Genomic DNA, 16,576 nt, shown 5'->3' with positions numbered 1-16,576 from the left:
TTGCGATTTTAATCTATAAATTGCATAGATTTTTCGTTGTTTCTCGGAGTTCGCCCCATGTCTTTCGCCAGCCTTGCCATGTATGTCAGCCCGCCGCCAATTGAGAAGGCGACGCAGCTGTTCTGGGAGGCGCTGGGCAAGCGGATTCGTGCATTGGGGCTCGAGGCGCCGGCGGCGTTGAACGACGGTATCCGCTATGACGAGGCGTGGCTGCGCCCTGACCTTCTGTTTGGTCAAACCTGCGGCTATCCCTATGTCCAGCGCCTGCGCGGCAAGGTGCAGCTGGTGGCGACGCCCGTCTACGGGCTGCCGGGCTGCGACGGGCCGCTCAAATGCAGCTTCATCATCGTCAATGCTCAGTCGTCTGTGACCTCGATCGAGGATTTGCGGGGCGCACGCGCCGCGATCAACGAGCCCGGCAGCAATTCCGGATATAATCTGTTTCGCGCCTTCGTGGCGCCGCATGCGGTCGATGGACGGTTCTTCTCGTCGGTCCAAGAGACCGGTGGTCACCGAGCGAGCATCGACGCGGTGTCGAGCGGGGCGGCTGATGTCGCCGCGATCGACTGCGTTACCTTCGGCAACACCCTGCGCTTCGACCCCGATCGCGTCGCCGGCGTTCGCATCCTGGCGGAAACGGCAAAGGGTCCTGGCCTGCCCTTCATCACCGCCGCCTCGACCCCGGCGAAGGACTTGGTGATCCTGCGCCGCGCGCTTGCGGAAACCATTGCCGATCCCGAGCTTGCCAAGATCTGCGGCACACTCTCGCTGCGCGGCATCAGCCTGCTCGGCGATACCGACTACGAGATGCTGGCGGAGCTTGATCGCGATGCCGTGCGTCATGGTTACCCTGCAATCGGCTGAGGCATGACGGCGGGCTTTGCTGCCAGTGGGAAGTGGCATGCGACGCTGCGCCCGCCGGCTCCGGCTTGAAGGGTAGGGGCCTCGCTTGCACATTTCGGCTGGGCCAGCGGACAGCGCTTGTGGAACCGGCATCCGGCGGGCGGATTGCTCGGGCTCGGCAGTTCGCCGGAAAGCACGATGCGCTCGCGCCGGCGATTGGCATCAAGCGTGAGATTGACGGAAAGCAGCGCCTGCGTATAGGGATGCGCCGGCTCGCGAAACAGCGTGGCCGTCGGTCCGCTCTCGACGATCTGGCCGAGGTACATGACTGCGACGCGGTCCGTGACGCGGCCGACCACATTGAGGTTATGGGAAATGAGCAGGTAGCTGAGGCCCAGGCGGTCTCTCAGCGCACGCAGGAGGTTCAAAAGCTCGCCCTGCACGGAAATGTCGAGGCCGGCCGTTGGCTCGTCGGCAACGATGATGGAAGGCTCGGCCGCAAGCGCCCGCACGAGCGCCACGCGCCGTGCCTGCCCGCCGCTGAGCTGGTGTGGGTAGCGCGGGAGAAGCTGCTCGCCGAGCCCGATGCTCTCCGCGACCGCCATGATTCGTGCCCAGTTCTCGGGCACAAAGGCCCGGCGGATCTTCAAGGGTTCGGCCAGGAGCGACTGCACCCTCAACCGCGGCGAAAGCGAGGCGGCAGGATCCTGAAACAAGAGCTGGATACGACGCTGCAGATTCACGCGGCGTTGGCTGGAAACATCCTGCAGCGTCTCACCTTCGATCGAAATTGTGCCGGCCGTCAGCGGCTGCAGCCCGACGATCGCCCGGGCGATGGTGGACTTGCCGCAGCCGCTTTCACCGACGAGACCCAGCGTTTCGCCTCGCCGCAATTCCAGGGAGACGCCGTCGACCGCGGTGAGCCGGTCATAGCGGACGATCGCATCCTTCAGGGACAAAAAGGGGGCGGTCATCACGCAGCCTCCAGCCAGCAGGAATAGGCCTGGCCATCGCGCGCCTGCCGGCGCGGCGGCCTGTCGCTGCAACGGTCATGGCGGGCGGGACAGCGGCTGGCGAAGATACAGCCCGGGGGACGACGGGCGGGATCGGGAACGCTGCCGGGGATGGTCGCAAGATCCTGTGTCGGGTCGAGGGCGGCATAAGGGTCGATCTCGCAAGCGAGAAGCGCGCGGGTATAGGGATGGCGCGGGCGATGCAGCACTGCGCCCACCGGTCCGCTTTCCACCACGGTTCCCGCATACATCACGACGACACTGTCGCAGAGCTCGGCAATCAGCCCCATGCTGTGACTGACGATCAGCATCGAGGCGGAAGTCCGCTGCCGCAGCCGGTGCAGCACCTCGACCACCTGCGCCTCGATCGTGGCGTCGAGTGCCGTCGTCGGCTCGTCGGCGATCAGAAGCTTCGGCTCGACCAAAAGCGCCATGGCAATCACCACGCGCTGGCGCATGCCGCCGGAAAATTCGTGCGGATAGCGGTGCATGCGCCCCGCCGCATCCGGCACGCCGATATCAGCGAGCACGGATTCTGCTCGCGCCCAGAGCGCGCGCCGGTTTTCATTCGGGAAACGCTGCCGCTGGATATCGACGAGCTGCGTACCGATGGTGAACAGCGGGTTGAGCGCAGTCATCGGATCCTGGAAAATCATCGCGATATCGGTGCCGCGCAGCGCGGCAGTTTCTCTCGCGCCAAAGTTCGTTTCGCGTCCGTCGAAGGCTGCGCGACGTGCCGAAACCTCGGCATTGTCGGCAAGCAGGCTGAGCAGGGCGAAGGCCACCGTCGACTTGCCGCTGCCGCTTTCGCCGACAAGGCCAACGGACTGCCCGCGGCCGATCATGATATCGACGCCATCGAGGATATGGGCCACGCGCCCGCTGCCCCGGTAGGACACATTCAGGTTTTCGATGGTGAGGAGGGCTTCGGTCACAGGGTCTGTCTCAGCTTCGGGTCGAGCGTGTCGCGCAGGGCCTCGCCCAGAAGCGCAAAGCCGAGCGTGGCAAGGATCAGCGCCATACCGGAAAAGGTGGCAAGCCAGATCGACTGGTCTAGATAGGTATAGCCATCGTTGAGCAGGTTGCCCCAGCTTGCGAGCGGCGGGCGCACACCAAGGCCGAGAAAGCTCAGGCCCGCCTCGATGGTGATGACGACGGGGATATCCATGCAGGCCAGAACGAAGATCGGTCCGATGATGTTGGGCGTCACATGATGCAGGATCACCCGCCAGGTCCCGGCGCCGAGCACCTTTTCGGCCTCGATGAAGGGGCTGTTGCGAATGGCGATCGTCTGGGCGCGGGCGACGCGGCCGAAATGGGGAATAAAGACGATGCTGACGAGCAGCACGACATTGCCGAGGCCGGGACCGAAGACCGCGACCAGCGCGAGAGCCAGGATGATGCTCGGAAACGAGGTGACGATGTCGAAGATGCCGACAATGAGGAGATCGACGGCCCGCGGGGAAAGAGCCGCCGCAACGCCGAGGGCGACGCCGGCGCTCAGGGAAATGGCGATGACCGAGAGCGAGATGCCGAGCGCCACCCGTGCGCCATAGATCAGGCGGCTCAGGATATCGCGGCCGAGATGGTCGGTTCCGAGCAGATGCTGAAGCGACGGATCCATGAGCCGGTTGCCCGGCGCGATCGCATTCGGGTCATAGGGCGCGATCAGCGGCGCGGCGATCGCGACCAGACAGAGAAGCGTCACCGCAAAAAGCGCAAAGCTGCCGCCGGGGCGACGGGAGAGATCTAGAAGCGCAGCCATCTCTATTGCCTCCGTCCGGAGGCGAGGCGGGCGCGCTCGCGCGGGTCGATCAGGCTCTGGGAGAGGTCGGCGATAAGATTGGTCAGCACGTAGAGCAGCACGATGACGAAGACACCGCCCTGAACGACGGGGTAGTTGCGTGTGCGGATGGCGTCATAGATCAGCGAGCCGAGCCCCGGCCGGTTGAAGATCACCTCGGCGAAGACTGCGCCGCCGAGGAGTTCACCGAAGCCCATGCCGAGCACCGCGACGGTCGGCAGGACAGCCGGCTTCAGCGCATATTTCATCAGGATCTTCGTTTCGCTGACGCCGTAGGCGCGCAGCGTCCGGATATGGCTTTCGCTCAGGACCTCGAGCAGCGAGGAGCGCAGGAGGCGGGCGATATAGCCTATCCAGCCGGCGGCAAGCGCGACGGTCGGCAATACGAGATGCCAGACCTGGTCGCCGAGATCGCCGCTTTCGCCGGCGCCAAGCACCGGAAACCAGCGCAGCGTCACGGAAAACACCATCAGCAGAAAGACCGAGACGACGAAACTCGGCGTGGAAATAAAGCCGACGCTGAGGAAGGCAACCAGCCGGTCCGCCTTCCCACCTGGCCAGCGGGCCGAGAGGAGTGCAAGCGGCACGCCGAAGGCGATCGCGCAGAGCATGGCGGAGACCGCAAGGGCGGCCGTGTTCGGCAGGGCGCCCGCAACCAGGCTGAAGACCGGACGGCCATTGAAGACATCCTCGCCGAGATCGCCGGAAGCCAGCCTGCCGAAAAAAGCAAAGACCTGGTCGATCAGCGGCTTGTCGAGACCGATGCGGGCATTGAGCGCGGCGACGGCTTCCGGGGTTGCGCGCGATCCGAGGATCACAGTCGCGGGATCGCCAGGGATCAGCCGCGTCAGCGCCATGAGAAGCACGACGGAACCGGCAACGGCGAGCAACGCCGTCGCCAGCTTCAAAGCGAGGTGAATCTGGAGGGATGCGCTCCTCATCAAAACGCATCCCGGTTTTGCATTACAAAGACGGTCACCGGATCAGGCCGTCGCTTCCGTGAAGGCCGTGTAGAGCCAGTTGTTGCCATTCGGCAGGACACCGGGTTTCAGCCACTTGCGCGAGGCAAAAGCGTTGAGGTTGTGCGTGATCCAGATGAAGGCCGCCGATTCATCGAGCAGCTTCTGCGCGTCGATGTAGATCTTCTCGCGCTCGGCCGGATTAACCGTCACACCGCCCTTTTCGTGCAGGGCGTCGAAATCGGCATTCTTCCAGCGCTGCCAGTTCCACTGGCCGACCTGAGCCGAGGTGAACCACTGCGTCTGGAAGCCGGGGTCGAACTTGCCGTTGTATTTGATAAGCGACAGTTCGAGGTCCTTGCTGGCGTCATTTTCACCGAGAGCCCAATAGGCTGCCGATTCAAGCGCCTCGATCTCGACCTCGATGCCGACTTCGGCGAGGTTGGCCTGGATGATCTGGGCGATCGCTTCGTAGCGCGCACCGGCTTCGATCGTGAGTTTCGTCTTGAAGCCGCCGGAGTGGCCGGCTTCAGCGAGCAGGGCCTGAGCCTTTTCCAGGTCGCGTGTGTAGACCGGCGCGTCCTTCCAGTAGCCGAGCAGGCTCGGAGCGAGCAACGAATTGGCGCGCGGATAGATGCCGGAATAAGCGCCCTGGAGGATCGCGTCGATGTCGACGGCATAGCGGATCGCCTGGCGCACGCGGATGTCGTCGAAAGGCGCCTTCTCGATATTCGGGCCGAACCAGACATAATCGATGGCTGGAATTTCCGTGACACTCGCATCCGGCAGAGCGGCGAGCGATTTGCCGTTTTCCGGGTCGATGGCGGTAAAATCGATCTCGCCGGACTGAAAGGCGATCTCGGCGGTCTTCTGTTCACCGATCGGCTTGCCGACGATTTGTTGGAAGTGCGGCTTGATCGGCCCCTTGTAGTCCGGGTTGATTTCGAGAACGAACTGCTCGCGCGGCGTCCATTCCTTGAGCACATAGGGACCGCTGCCGATGAGGTTGGTCGCGATGTCCTTGCCGAGCGCCTCGAAGGCCTTCTTAGAGACGATGCGGCCGGAACCGTCGGCGAGCGCGATGGTGTAGAGCGCCGGCGCCGGGTTCTTCAGGACGATGCGGCCTTCGAGTGGGCCGGTCACTTCGACGTGGTCGAGCGCGCTCCAGTCCTTGGCATAGGTCACGGATTTGCCTTCGGCGTCCGGCTTGATGAAACGTTCAAACGAGAATTTCACGTCCTCGGCCGTCAGGTCGCCATAGCCACCGGTAAAGGCGAGGCCGCTGCGCAGCTTGAAGCGGATTTCGGTGTCGCTCACCTGCTCCAATTCCTCGGCTGCGTCGAGCTCCCATTCGGTCGAGCCCGGCTTGAAGGAGATCAGGCCCTGCTGCACCGACCAGATGACGTTGAGGTCGACCGGGCCAGAGCGATTTGCCGGATCGAGGTTGGAAAGATCCTTTTCGACGCGCACCGTGATCTTGGTACGGTCGGCGGCGGCAAAGGCGGTGTGAACACCGCCGAGGGCGACGACGGTCGCGATGGAAGCACCGTCAATCAGCACCTGTCGACGCGTTGGGTTGAATGTCATGGAATATCCTCCGGGATTGTGTACCCGGCCGAGGGCAGGGTCTCGCCAATTCGATGGAGACATTAAAGCCAATAGTATATGAATTTGATAGAATAGATATTTTACCGCCATGCCTCTTGGCACAACCAGTTTTCCCTTTTTCGGGGCTCTCCCGCAAAGCCATGCGGCGCGGCTTGAGGCGGTGCGCTTCTATATTGGCGTTTGAAATCTATCGCTTTTTTGCATTGCCGGGACCCGCCTCATGTCCAACCGCCCATCGGCCGACGCTCTTCCTCCACAATCCGCTCTCTCTGCTACCGCCCGCGTCGAATGGCAAACCGTGGCGCTTGTGATCGTCATCTACGGCAGCTTTTTCGCCGTCACCTGGTTCTGGCAATCGCTGCCGCTCCTGGTCGTGATCGCTCTCGGCGGCTGGCTGATCGCCTGGCACGGGTCGCTCCAGCACGAGGTCATTCATGGCCATCCCACCCGCAGCCGCCTCATCAACGACGCGATCGGCTGGCCGCCTTTGTCTCTCTGGTTGCCCTATGCGATCTATCGGGAAGGCCATCTGACGCATCACCGGGACGAGCATCTGACCGACCCGATCGAAGACCCGGAATCATCCTATTTCACGCAGGCTGCATGGGAGCACATGGGACGCCTCGGCCGGCGCTTGGCGGCTTGGAACGCCACTCTTCTTGGAAGGTTGACGCTCGGACCTCTCATCATGATCCTTAGCTTCCTGGCGCAGGAGATCGCCTTGGTCGCCAAGGGCGACCGACATCGGGCTGCGCTCTGGGCGAGACATGCCCTCGGCGTGGCTGCCGTCCTCTTCTGGGTGGTGTGGGTCTCCAAGATGCCGCTCTGGCTCTATCTCTTCGGCTTCGTCTATATCGGTGCGGCGCTCACCAGACTGCGCTCCTATGCCGAGCACCGGTATGCTGACTGCCACGACGAGCGTACCGCGGTTGTTGAAAACAGTCCGCTCCTCGGGCTGCTGTTTCTCTACAACAACCTGCACGTCCTGCACCACAAGCGGCCTGGAGTGCCATGGTACCATGTCCCGTTTCTTTACCGGCGTCACAGGGACTTTCTCGTCGCCGCCAACGGCGGCCTTGTCTATGACGGTTATTGGGATATAGCGCGGCGTTTCCTGCTGCAGCCACACGACGACCCCCGCCATCCCTTGCACAGAGAGCCTCTTGATCTTGATTGAGCGTAAGCACGGGCGGACCCGACAACTTTGCTATTGGCAGGCGTCTGATCTCAAGTCGACGTGAGACAGGTCCACGGAGGACCAATATAAAATCCGACCCTGGTAGCGAGGCCGACCAGGGATGGTGGCTTCCGGTCGCTCATCAGCCACATCTCAACGGCCGTTTGCCACAGCGGTCAGACGCACGTGAAAAGGCAAACATTAGCACGAAAAACCAATATGCCGATCGAGGTTAGAACGCATGCCCTCGAATTGCGCTAAAAATCTATAGATTATATGTTCTAATATCGTCTGATGCTTTGGGGGATGCAAATGAAGATTACTAGACGCCAGTTCTCGGCTACAGTTGCAGCATCGTTGGCGCTGCCACTTCTGAAGGTCGGTCCGACCGCCGCCTCTGACAAGGTGGTCCGCATCGGCTATCAGAAATACGGCACGCTCGTGCTTCTCAAGGGCAAGGGTCTTCTCGAGCAGAAGCTAGAGAAGATCGGCTATACGGTGACCTGGACGGAGTTCCCTGCCGGTCCGCAGCTGCTCGAGGCGCTGAACGTCGGGGCGGTAGATTTCGGCACCACTGGCGAAACCCCTCCGATCTTTGCGCAGGCCGCCGGCGCGCCGCTCATCTACGTCGCGCATGAGCCGCCGGCCCCGCGGGGTGAAGCCATCCTCGTGCCGAAGGACAGCCCAATCAAGTCCGTCGCCGACCTGAAGGGCAAGAGCGTCGCGCTCAACAAGGGCTCGAACGTCCACTTTCTGCTCGTGAAAGCACTCGAAGAGGCGGGTCTCCAGTACAGCGACATCAAGACCACCTTCCTGCCACCGGCCGATGCGCGTGCCGCCTTCGAGCGTGGTGCCGTTGATGCCTGGGTCATCTGGGACCCCTTCCAGGCGGCCGCGGAAGTGGCGATCGAAGCTCGTGAGCTGCGCAATGGAGAGGGCATTGTTCCGAACCACCAGTTCTATCTCGGTGCCAAGACGTTCGTGGACAATCATGCACAAGCCGTCGATGTCGTGATCGAAGCGGTTGCGGAAATCGACCAGTGGGCGAAGGCGAACACCGCGGCGGCGGCAGCTGAACTCGCGCCTTCCGTCGGGATTCCGGAAGACGTGCTTGCCATCGCGCTGGAGCGCCAGTCCTATGGCGTCAAGGCCATCGACAATGGCGTCGTCACGCAGCAGCAGGCGATCGCTGACAGCTTCTTCGATCTCGGCCTCATCCCGAACAAGATCTCGATTGCGGACGTCGTGCGCAAAGGCGGTGCCTGATGGCGGAAACGTCGGTAGCCGGTTTCGCTGCCGGCGAAATTCGTAGACCCAATCTCAAGGGCCTGAGGAGCGCGTTGGCGCCTTGGGCTCTTCCCATTGTCCTGCTGATCGTCTGGGAAATCGCCGCGCGAACGGGTCTTGTCACCGCGCGACTGATGCCGGCGCCGACCACGATAGCCGCCGCCTTCTGGCGCGTGCTGCTTGACGGCTCGCTCCTCTATCACACGCTTGCTTCCACCCAGCGCGCTTTCATTGGCCTTGCGATCGGCGGCGGTCTCGGCTTCATCGCGGGCGTGTTGAACGGCCTCTGGAAGCCCGCGGAAACATTGTTTGACAGTACCCTGCAGATGGTGCGCAATGTTCCGCATCTGGCATTGATCCCGCTCGTCATCCTCTGGTTCGGCATCGACGAGACGGCGAAGATCTTCCTCGTGGCAATCGGCGTGTTCTTCCCGATCTACATCAACACCTTCCACGGTGTGCGCACGATCGACCCCCAATTGGTCGAGATGGCGTCGGTCTATGGCCTTGATCGCAAGGCGCTCATCCAGCGCATCATCTTGCCCGGCGCGTTGCCCTCGATCCTTGTCGGCCTGCGCTACGCGCTCGGTTTTATGTGGCTCACGCTCATCGTCGCCGAAACGATCTCGGCGACGAACGGCATCGGCTACATGACCATGAATGCGCGAGAGTTTCTGCAGACTGACGTCGTGTTGCTCGGCATCATCGTCTACGCCCTGCTCGGCAAGATCGCAGACGTAGTGACCCGGGCGATCGAGAGGCGTGTGCTCGTCTGGCATCCCGCTTACCAGTCGAAGGAAGAGGCCCATCGATGAGTGCCGTAGAATTTGCCCTTCCACCGGACGAGGTGGCCACCGCCGGCGGCCTGCCGATCTCGCTCTCACGGATTGAAAAGTCGTTCGGCACACTTAACGTTCTTCGCAATTTCAATCTCGAGGTCCCGGCCGGCCAGTTTCTGGCCGTCGTGGGCAGGTCCGGCGGCGGCAAGTCGACGCTTATGCGACTGATCGCCGGGCTCGACACGGCAAGCAGCGGACGCGTGACCATCGGTGGACGCAACGTCGAACGCCTCAATCCGTTCGTGCGCCTGCTCTTCCAGGAGGCCCGCCTGGTTCCCTGGCAGCGTGTCATCGAGAATGTCGGTATCGCACGCGGCCCAAACTGGCAGGAAACGGCGCGCCGCACGCTCGTCGACGTTGGCTTGGAAGGTCGCGAGAACGATTGGCCAACCGTGCTCTCCGGCGGCCAGCGACAGCGCGTGGCGCTCGCGCGGGCTCTTGTCAGCGAGCCGCAGATCCTACTGCTCGATGAACCCTTTGGTGCACTCGATGCGTTGACGCGCATCGAGATGCATCGCCTCCTCGAGCAGATCTGGGGCGACCGCAGGTTCACCACCGTCCTGATCACGCACGACGTTGCGGAAGCCGTCGCGCTTGCCGATCGCGTCGTCGTCCTGCGCGAGGGTGCGATCGCGCTCGATACAGATATCGATCTCGACCGTCCGCGGCGAGAACTCGCCGATCCGCTGGCCGTCGACCTCCAGCGGCGCATCCTAGAAGCGGTGTGACGACCGCGCCATCCCCAAAGTCGAGATGGCGCCCCTCGCTATCCTCGGACACGAATGCGGGCACTGCAGAAAAAGTGCATGCGCGCAAATCGTTCAATGAATTGTCCTGACGCACATTCGCACGGTCGACGGTTCCAAGTGATGCGGCTGCCTTGAAGCCGCCACGGCCGCCGCCGCCAATGGTCGAGCCGCCGAAGTGGAGGGTGTCTGGGCTGCTGGACCAGAGGCAGGCCAAGTTGGGCGTTGATGCCTTGATGTACTTGCCGTCAAGACTGGATATGCCCATCTCGATCAGCTCTTTGAAGACCTGGAACAACTCGCTGGCGTGATCATGGCATTCGCCATGAGGGCAGAAAACGCCGGCGGGCTCCTGTCTGCTGCCGCCCAAGACGATGTTGAGATCCATTCAAAATCCGGGAGGCCGCGCGTTGACCCCGACGAGACGTTTGATGGGCATTTACCTTCGCTCACCAGCGGCCAGGCGCTGCTCCAACCATTGGCTGTAACGAGATGCCCCGAAGCAGATGACGAAATAGACGATGGCCACGACCAGATAGGCTTCATTGTAGAAGCCGAGCCAGTTGGGATCGGTCGCGGACGCGCGTGCGGCATTGAGGAGATCGAAGATGCCGATAACCGCAAGCAGCGATGTTGCCAGAAGAAAGCCAATGGCGAGGTTGACCATGCCCGGGATAACGATCCTGAGTGCCTGCGGCAGGATGATAAGGCGCTGCGTGCGCCAGTACCCGAGCCCAAGCGCGGTTGCCGCCTCCACCTGACCGGGTGGAATTGCCTGAAGGCCGGCCCGGATGACCTCGGCGATATAGGCGGCCCAGAAAAGCGTTATCATGATGATGGCGCGCAGCATCTTGTCGAAGGAGAGGCTGGCCGGCATCGCCATCGGCAGGATCAGCATGGCAACATAGAGAATGCCCACCATCGGCGTGCCGCGCATGACCTCGATATAGACGACGGAGAACGTGCGCATTCCACCCAGTTTCGACCGTCGCGCCAGCGCCAGCACGACGGCGATCGGTGTTGCTGCGGCGAAGCAGCCGGCCCAGACGAACAGGGTGACCGGCAAGCCGCCCCATTGGTTGGAGGGTACCGGTGCCGTGGTGAGGAAGCCGTTCATGAGGAGCCAGCAGGCAAGCACCGCAAGCGGCCAGGCGACAAGAAGCGCGCGACCCCAGAAGCGAGGAAGTGCGCTCGCCGTCAGGACCGCCGCCAGGATCAGGATCACCAGCGCGGGCCGCCACTGCAGGTCCGGTGGGTAGAAGGCGAAGAGGATGAAGCGCAACTTGGCGGCGACGAAGGCCCAGCACGCCCCCTGCCGAGAGCAGGCATCGCCCGTACTGGAGAAGGTCGCGTCGAGAACGGCCCAGCGGAACAATGGCGGTACCACTTGGAACAACAAGATCAGCGTCGCCAAGGTGATCATCGTATTGGCGCGGGTGCCAAACAGACCGGTTTGCAACAGGATCGCAAGGCCTCTTATCCTGCCAGTAAGGCCGCTGTGCGGGTGAGCGATGCCCGTCATGCTATTCCCCTCAATGCGATTCGGTTGTTGTAAGCGCTCATCAGGGCCGAAAGGGAGAGGTTAATGGTGAGGAATGCGGCGATCATGATCATCAGCGCCTCCATGGATTGTCCCGTTGTGTTGGCGGTGGTGTTGACGATGCTGACGAGGTCCGGAAAGCCGATTGCGACAGCCAAGCTCGAATCCTTGGTGAGGTCGAGATAGCTCGACGTCGTCAACGGCGTGATCACCCGCAGTGCCTGCGGTAGCACGACGAGGCGGATGATCTGGCCATTGTGCAGACCGAGCGCGCGGGCGGCCTCCCACTGGCCGATGCCCACCGACTGGATGCCGGCGCGGACGATCTCGGCAATCAGCGCGGAGAACTTCACGACGAGGCCGGTCAGCAATGCGGCAAATTCGGGCGAAAGATTGAGCCCTTCGCGGATGTTGAAGCCAGCAAGTGCCGGCGCCTCGGCGACCGGGCGCGCACCGGAGAAGAAGAGCAACAGGAGCGTGGCGGCGAACACCAGGGCGGCGGCGCCCGCACCTGTGCGGACGGTGAGCCGCTCCAACCTGGACAACACAAGCATCACAACCCAAGCCGCCATGCCAGCGAGCGCCAGTGCTGCGACAAGCCCGAGAGGGCCGCCTTCCAAAGAAAGCGACGGCAGGTAGACACCGCGATTGGTCAGGTAAACCGCTCCAAGGAGCGGCGAAGCCTGGCGCGGCGCTGGCAGGGCCTTGGCGAGCGAGATCCAGAAGAAGAGCTGAAGCAGAAGTGGCGTATTGCGGGTGATTTCGATGAACCAGCGAACGAGCTGCGACAGCAGCAGATTGCCCGAAAGACCGGCAACCCCGATGGCTCCTCCGAAAATGGTAGCAAGGAGACAGCCGAAGAGGGAGACTTCGAGCGTGTTGATCAGCCCCGCGAATATGGCTCTGAGATAGGTGTCGCCGGCCCTGAAGGCGACGAGGCTTTCACCGATCTCAAAGTTTGCTGAGCTTGAGAGAAACTCAAAGCCGGGCAGGACGCCGATACGGGCCATGGTCTGCAGCACATTGTGGGCAAACAGCGCAGCCAGTAGACCGAAAATAGCCAGGAAGGCGAGCTGGCCGAGCGGCCAGCTGCCCCACCACAGGCGCAATTTCTGCAAAGCGCCGGGCCGTTCAGGGCCCAGCGGAAGCGTCAGTGACATGGGGTTGTGGGCCATCAGCGGAAGGGCGGCGAGTACAGCAGGCCGCCATTGCTCCACAGCTTATTGTAGCCACGCTCCCATCCGAGCGGCTTCAGATGCCGATCAAAGATCTCACCGTAGTTGCCGACGGTCTTGATGATGTTGTAGGCCCACTTTGGGTTAAGTCCGAGGGCTTCGCCGAAGGAGCTGTCGACACCGAGGAAGCGCTGGATGGCCGGGTCCTCCGACTCCAGGAACTCGTCGACGTTTGCAGAGGTGATACCCCATTCCTCCGCCTGGATGGTGGCATTCACCGTCCAGTTCACCAGTTCGAGCCAACGATCGTCGCCGCCGGCGATTGCCGGCGCGAGCGGCTCCTTGGAAAGGCGCTCGGGCAGAAGCACGTAATCATCGGGATTCTTCAGCTGCGTGCGCTTACCGACCAGATCGGAAGAATCCTGCGTGATAGCATCAACGCGGCCGGACTCCAGCGCGTCGATGAATTGCCCCGTGTCTTCAATGGTGACAGCCGTGAAGGTCTTGCCCGTCTTGCGGAAGAAGTCGGCGACGTTCAGCTCGCCCGTCGTGCCGCTCTGTGCGCCGATGGTCGCCCCGTCGAGATCGGCAGCTTTCGTGACGCCGAGATCCTTGCGGACGAGGATACCCTGGCCGTCATAAAAGATCGTCGGACCGAAGTGGAAGCCGAGCTTGAAGGCGCGCGTTGCGGTGACCGTCACTCCTGAGAGCAGGATATCGAATTCGCCGCTCTGGAGTGCCGGCAGGCGCTGCTGCGGCGACGAGCTCGTAAACTCCACCTTGTCCGGCGTTCCGAACACGGCGATGGAGAGCGCGCGGCCGTAATCGATGAAGAAGCCTTGCCACTTGCCGTTGCTGTCCGGCGCAAAGAAGCCGGGCGTCGTGCCGACGCCGACCTTGATCGCACCGCGCTGGTTGATCTTGTCCAGGGTAGGACCAGCTTGGGCGATGCTCGCTAGCAAGGTCGTTGTAAGGAAGGTAGCGGCCACCGCCGACTGGATCAAACGCCGGAAGGTCTTGTGTTCTGTCATTTGAGAATGTCCCTCTCTCGATAAATCTGCGCTTCCGTCGCATGGTCGACGTCGGAAGTAATTGTATAATATCTATAAAATTAGTGTATTTAAGAAACCAACGTCCAATATTGCCGATAGAAAGAGTAAATTGCTTCGTTTTTCAGCGGCCAGTCACGCCTTCCGACCGCGGTATCGCAGCCTCGTGCAGGCCATAACGCTGTCCCCGTTGTCTGGTGGTGCGATCCAGCTCATGCGGGGGCGAGGTCGTTCGCCATAGACCGCGCGGCCCCGCAATTACCGAAAAACCGTTTGGCCGAACTGCCCGACAACGGGGTAAGTTATCCTTAAATATATAAAAAACATGGAATTTATGATCTATTGTGAAATGCAAGCACGCCATAGGATTCACGAAATCGCAAAACGCTGAAGTCTGCGCGACAGGCAGCGACGGAGGTCGTAAGCAAAAGTCTGGCTTCTGCCCGCCGCCGATCAAGCTGTCGCCAGCTGTCAGTGAAACTCAGCACCTTCTCCGGAGCACCCCCTTGACGATCCACACCAAGCCAACCCAATTGCCGACGATCGACTTTTCCCGCTTCTACGGCAGCGCGGACCAACGCGCGGCGTTCATCGGCGAGCTGACGCGCGTCCTCCACGATCACGGCTTCTTCTATCTCACCGGTCACGGTGTACCGCAGAGCCTCATCGACGACGTGCTCACAATCTCGAAGCGTTTCTTTGCTCTGCCCGAACAGGAAAAGCTCTCGATCGAGATGGTGAAGTCCCCGCATTTTCGCGGATACAATCGGGCTGGTTCCGAGCGCACGCGCGGTGAGCAAGATTGGCGCGAGCAGCTCGACATCAATACTGAAGGCGTGCCGGTGGCGTCCGGGCCCGATACGCCTTGGAACCGGCTCTACGGCCCGAACCAGTGGCCGCAGGCGCTGCCCGAACTCAGGGCACTCCTTCTCCGCTATCAGGCGGAAGTCACGCGCATCGGCATCGACGTGCTGAAAGCAATCGCACTCGCGCTCGGTCAGTCGGAAAACGCCTTTGCTGAAATCTACGAGCCGCAGCCCTCGCAACTGCTAAAGATCATCCGGTATCCCGGCCGTGAGGCAGCCGGCAGCGATCAAGGCGTCGGCGCGCACAAGGACGGCGGCTTCGTGACCGTTCTGCTGCAGGGCACCGTGCCCGGCCTGCGGATCCGGACGGAAGAGGGCACTTGGATCGAGGCACCACCCGTACCAGGCACATTCGTCATCAACAGCGGTGAACTGCTCGAACTCGCCACCAATGGCTTCGTACGCGCCGACGTCCACGACGTCGTCACGCCGCCACGTGGCACTGAACGCTATTCGGTCGCCTTCTTTCTCGGCGCACGTTACGACGCGCGCATCCCGGTGATCCCTCTGCCAGAGGATCTGAAGCGGGGCGAACGCGGCGTCACGGCCGACCCGCTCAATCCCATCTTCCGTGAGGTCGGCATCAATCATTTGAAGAGCCGTCTGCGCTCGCATCCCGACGTTGCCGCGCGACACCATCCGGACCTGCTCCACCTGCTGGAGCGGCCTAAGACCTGAGGTGCGCGACTGGTCGTGCAAGTGGGGAGGGGGCGTCATTTTGACAGGAGGAAGATCTGATGCAAGGACAGAAAAGCAATGTCGTCTTCCTCCCGGTGGAAGATGTTGCTCGCCGCAAAGTCGCCGTCCTTTGGGAAACATTGCAGCGAGAGGCCCGTTCGGCCATCGACCGCGATCCGGCGCTTGCCCGGTCGACAAACGCCGCGGTTTTGATGCATGCGAGCTTCGGCCATGCCCTCTCGCACCGCTTGGCGATCAAGCTTGCCGACCACTACCTCGATCGTGACGAACTGCTGGCGCTCATCTACCGCGCCTATCTCGAGCGACCGAGCCTGCTCGGCGCCGCGGCCGCCGATCTCGAGGCGGCAAAGACCGTGCTATGAGCAACACCGAGGTGCTGACGCCATTCCTTTATTTCAAGGGGTTCCTGGCCTTGCAGGGCTACCGCATTGCCCACTGGTTGTGGAACAAGCGACGGCGTCACCTGGCGCTCCACATCCAGAGCCGCATCTCGGAGACATTCGTGATCGATATCCACCCCGCCGCCGTGATGGGGCGGGGCATCATGCTTGATCACGGCAGCGGACTTGTGATCGGGGAGACAGCCGTGGTCGAGGATGACGTCTCGATTCTGCAGAACGTCACGCTGGGTGGCACGGGCAAGGAGACGGGAGACCGGCATCCGAAGATCCGCCGTGGTGTCCTGATCGGCCCTGGCGCGAAAATCTTGGGCAATATCGAGGTCGGCATTGGCGCGAAGGTTGGTGCCGGCAGTGTCGTCGTCTGTCCGGTGGCCCCCTATACGTCCGTCGTCGGGGCCCCGGCACGCCCGGTCGGTCGGCCACATACGACGCTCCCAGGCGTTACCATGGATCAGGCACTCACCGAGCCGGATTATCTCATATGATTCCTCGGCTCTGCTGGTGAATTACGGCGATTGCGTAAGGCAAGCGCCGCGGCGATGAGGGCTGCTGTTTGGAAGGGACGCGACT

14 protein-coding genes and 2 pseudogenes are annotated in these 16,576 nt (G+C 62.1%); 7 read left to right on the top strand and 9 right to left on the bottom strand.

The window, feature by feature from the left end; translation table 11 throughout:
• Window positions 1–57 precede the first annotated feature (57 nt).
• The gene (locus RB548_RS30455) at window positions 58–864 is read left to right on the top strand and encodes a phosphate/phosphite/phosphonate ABC transporter substrate-binding protein (protein WP_331376102.1); all 807 of its coding nucleotides are present in this window, start codon (window positions 58–60) and stop codon (window positions 862–864) included.
• Here the strand turns inward: RB548_RS30455 and RB548_RS30450 are convergent.
• From RB548_RS30450 to RB548_RS30430, 5 genes are read right to left on the bottom strand one after another with little or no spacing between them, the layout of a single operon-like run.
• A complete protein-coding gene (locus RB548_RS30450) occupies window positions 846–1,817 on the bottom strand; it encodes an oligopeptide/dipeptide ABC transporter ATP-binding protein (protein WP_331376101.1) in 972 nt (323 codons plus the stop codon). The two genes, RB548_RS30455 and RB548_RS30450, sit on opposite strands and share 19 nt — an antisense overlap.
• Entirely contained in the window at window positions 1,817–2,791 is a 975-nt protein-coding gene (locus tag RB548_RS30445) for an ABC transporter ATP-binding protein (RefSeq protein ID WP_331376100.1), read from the bottom strand. The genes RB548_RS30450 and RB548_RS30445 overlap by 1 nt, the downstream gene beginning before the upstream one ends.
• Complete coding sequence (locus tag RB548_RS30440; protein WP_331376099.1) at window positions 2,788–3,621, bottom strand: ABC transporter permease; 834 nt, start codon at window positions 3,619–3,621, stop codon at window positions 2,788–2,790. The genes RB548_RS30445 and RB548_RS30440 overlap by 4 nt, the downstream gene beginning before the upstream one ends.
• Before the next feature lie 2 nt (window positions 3,622–3,623).
• A complete protein-coding gene (locus tag RB548_RS30435) occupies window positions 3,624–4,601 on the bottom strand; it encodes an ABC transporter permease (RefSeq protein ID WP_331376098.1) in 978 nt (325 codons plus the stop codon).
• 42 nt (window positions 4,602–4,643) lie between these two features.
• Window positions 4,644–6,206, bottom strand: coding sequence for an ABC transporter substrate-binding protein (locus tag RB548_RS30430; RefSeq protein WP_331376097.1), 1,563 nt, complete (start codon window positions 6,204–6,206; stop codon window positions 4,644–4,646).
• A gap of 241 nt (window positions 6,207–6,447) precedes the next feature.
• Here RB548_RS30430 and RB548_RS30425 point away from each other — a divergent pair, with 241 nt between their 5' ends.
• The 4 genes from RB548_RS30425 to RB548_RS30410 all read left to right on the top strand — a co-directional run bounded on the left by RB548_RS30425 (window position 6,448) and on the right by RB548_RS30410 (window position 10,258).
• The gene (locus RB548_RS30425) at window positions 6,448–7,404 is read left to right on the top strand and encodes a fatty acid desaturase (RefSeq protein WP_331376096.1); all 957 of its coding nucleotides are present in this window, start codon (window positions 6,448–6,450) and stop codon (window positions 7,402–7,404) included.
• Window positions 7,405–7,716: 312 nt separating this feature from the next.
• Window positions 7,717–8,670, top strand: coding sequence for a sulfonate ABC transporter substrate-binding protein (locus tag RB548_RS30420; protein WP_331376095.1), 954 nt, complete (start codon window positions 7,717–7,719; stop codon window positions 8,668–8,670).
• Window positions 8,670–9,506, top strand: a complete 837-nt coding sequence (ssuC, locus tag RB548_RS30415; protein WP_331376094.1) for an aliphatic sulfonate ABC transporter permease SsuC — start codon at window positions 8,670–8,672, stop codon at window positions 9,504–9,506. Before RB548_RS30420 ends, ssuC begins: the two co-directional genes overlap by 1 nt.
• Window positions 9,503–10,258, top strand: coding sequence for an ABC transporter ATP-binding protein (locus RB548_RS30410; RefSeq protein WP_331376093.1), 756 nt, complete (start codon window positions 9,503–9,505; stop codon window positions 10,256–10,258). Before ssuC ends, RB548_RS30410 begins: the two co-directional genes overlap by 4 nt.
• Before the next feature lie 172 nt (window positions 10,259–10,430).
• Here RB548_RS30410 and RB548_RS30405 read toward each other — a convergent pair.
• The 4 genes and pseudogenes from RB548_RS30405 to RB548_RS30390 form a co-directional block, all read right to left on the bottom strand.
• Window positions 10,431–10,658, bottom strand: a pseudogene (locus RB548_RS30405) (alkanesulfonate monooxygenase); the annotation flags it as partial.
• Between the two features lie 57 nt (window positions 10,659–10,715).
• Window positions 10,716–11,798 carry an amino acid ABC transporter permease gene (locus RB548_RS30400; protein ID WP_331376092.1) on the bottom strand — a complete coding sequence of 361 codons (1,083 nt, stop codon included), beginning with the start codon at window positions 11,796–11,798 and terminating at the stop codon, window positions 10,716–10,718.
• Window positions 11,795–12,976 carry an amino acid ABC transporter permease gene (locus RB548_RS30395; RefSeq protein WP_331376091.1) on the bottom strand — a complete coding sequence of 394 codons (1,182 nt, stop codon included), beginning with the start codon at window positions 12,974–12,976 and terminating at the stop codon, window positions 11,795–11,797. The genes RB548_RS30400 and RB548_RS30395 overlap by 4 nt, the downstream gene beginning before the upstream one ends.
• 14 nt (window positions 12,977–12,990) lie before the next feature.
• Window positions 12,991–14,022 (bottom strand): amino acid ABC transporter substrate-binding protein, encoded by a 1,032-nt coding sequence (locus tag RB548_RS30390; protein WP_331376090.1) that lies wholly within the window; start codon window positions 14,020–14,022, stop codon window positions 12,991–12,993.
• A 524-nt stretch (window positions 14,023–14,546) separates the two neighbouring features.
• Here RB548_RS30390 and RB548_RS30385 point away from each other — a divergent pair.
• Together RB548_RS30385 and epsC are read left to right on the top strand one after the other, a co-directional pair.
• A complete protein-coding gene (locus RB548_RS30385) occupies window positions 14,547–15,584 on the top strand; it encodes an isopenicillin N synthase family dioxygenase (RefSeq protein WP_331376089.1) in 1,038 nt (345 codons plus the stop codon).
• A gap of 59 nt (window positions 15,585–15,643) precedes the next feature.
• Window positions 15,644–16,491 (top strand): annotated as a pseudogene (epsC, locus tag RB548_RS30380) (serine O-acetyltransferase EpsC).
• Window positions 16,492–16,576: the final 85 nt, after the last annotated feature.

The sequence above is a fragment of the Sinorhizobium chiapasense genome (assembly GCF_036488675.1).
GTDB classification, from domain to species: domain Bacteria; phylum Pseudomonadota; class Alphaproteobacteria; order Rhizobiales; family Rhizobiaceae; genus Sinorhizobium; species Sinorhizobium chiapasense.
The sequence above is the reverse complement of the archived record's forward strand: the minus strand, read 5'-3'. Positions and strand labels throughout refer to the sequence as shown.

Excerpts from the sequence above, each read along its gene's own strand:
- RB548_RS30455 (WP_331376102.1), top strand. The coding sequence starts at position 58 with ATGTCTTTCGCCAGCCTTGCCATGTATGTCAGCCCGCCGCCAATTGAG.
- RB548_RS30450 (WP_331376101.1), bottom strand. The coding sequence starts at position 1,817 with ATGACCGCCCCCTTTTTGTCCCTGAAGGATGCGATCGTCCGCTATGAC.
- RB548_RS30440 (WP_331376099.1), bottom strand. The coding sequence starts at position 3,621 with ATGGCTGCGCTTCTAGATCTCTCCCGTCGCCCCGGCGGCAGCTTTGCG.
- RB548_RS30435 (WP_331376098.1), bottom strand. The coding sequence starts at position 4,601 with ATGAGGAGCGCATCCCTCCAGATTCACCTCGCTTTGAAGCTGGCGACG.
- RB548_RS30430 (WP_331376097.1), bottom strand. The coding sequence starts at position 6,206 with ATGACATTCAACCCAACGCGTCGACAGGTGCTGATTGACGGTGCTTCC.
- RB548_RS30425 (WP_331376096.1), top strand. The coding sequence starts at position 6,448 with ATGTCCAACCGCCCATCGGCCGACGCTCTTCCTCCACAATCCGCTCTC.
- RB548_RS30420 (WP_331376095.1), top strand. The coding sequence starts at position 7,717 with ATGAAGATTACTAGACGCCAGTTCTCGGCTACAGTTGCAGCATCGTTG.
- ssuC (WP_331376094.1), top strand. The coding sequence starts at position 8,670 with ATGGCGGAAACGTCGGTAGCCGGTTTCGCTGCCGGCGAAATTCGTAGA.
- RB548_RS30410 (WP_331376093.1), top strand. The coding sequence starts at position 9,503 with ATGAGTGCCGTAGAATTTGCCCTTCCACCGGACGAGGTGGCCACCGCC.
- RB548_RS30400 (WP_331376092.1), bottom strand. The coding sequence starts at position 11,798 with ATGACGGGCATCGCTCACCCGCACAGCGGCCTTACTGGCAGGATAAGA.
- RB548_RS30395 (WP_331376091.1), bottom strand. The coding sequence starts at position 12,976 with ATGTCACTGACGCTTCCGCTGGGCCCTGAACGGCCCGGCGCTTTGCAG.
- RB548_RS30390 (WP_331376090.1), bottom strand. The coding sequence starts at position 14,022 with ATGACAGAACACAAGACCTTCCGGCGTTTGATCCAGTCGGCGGTGGCC.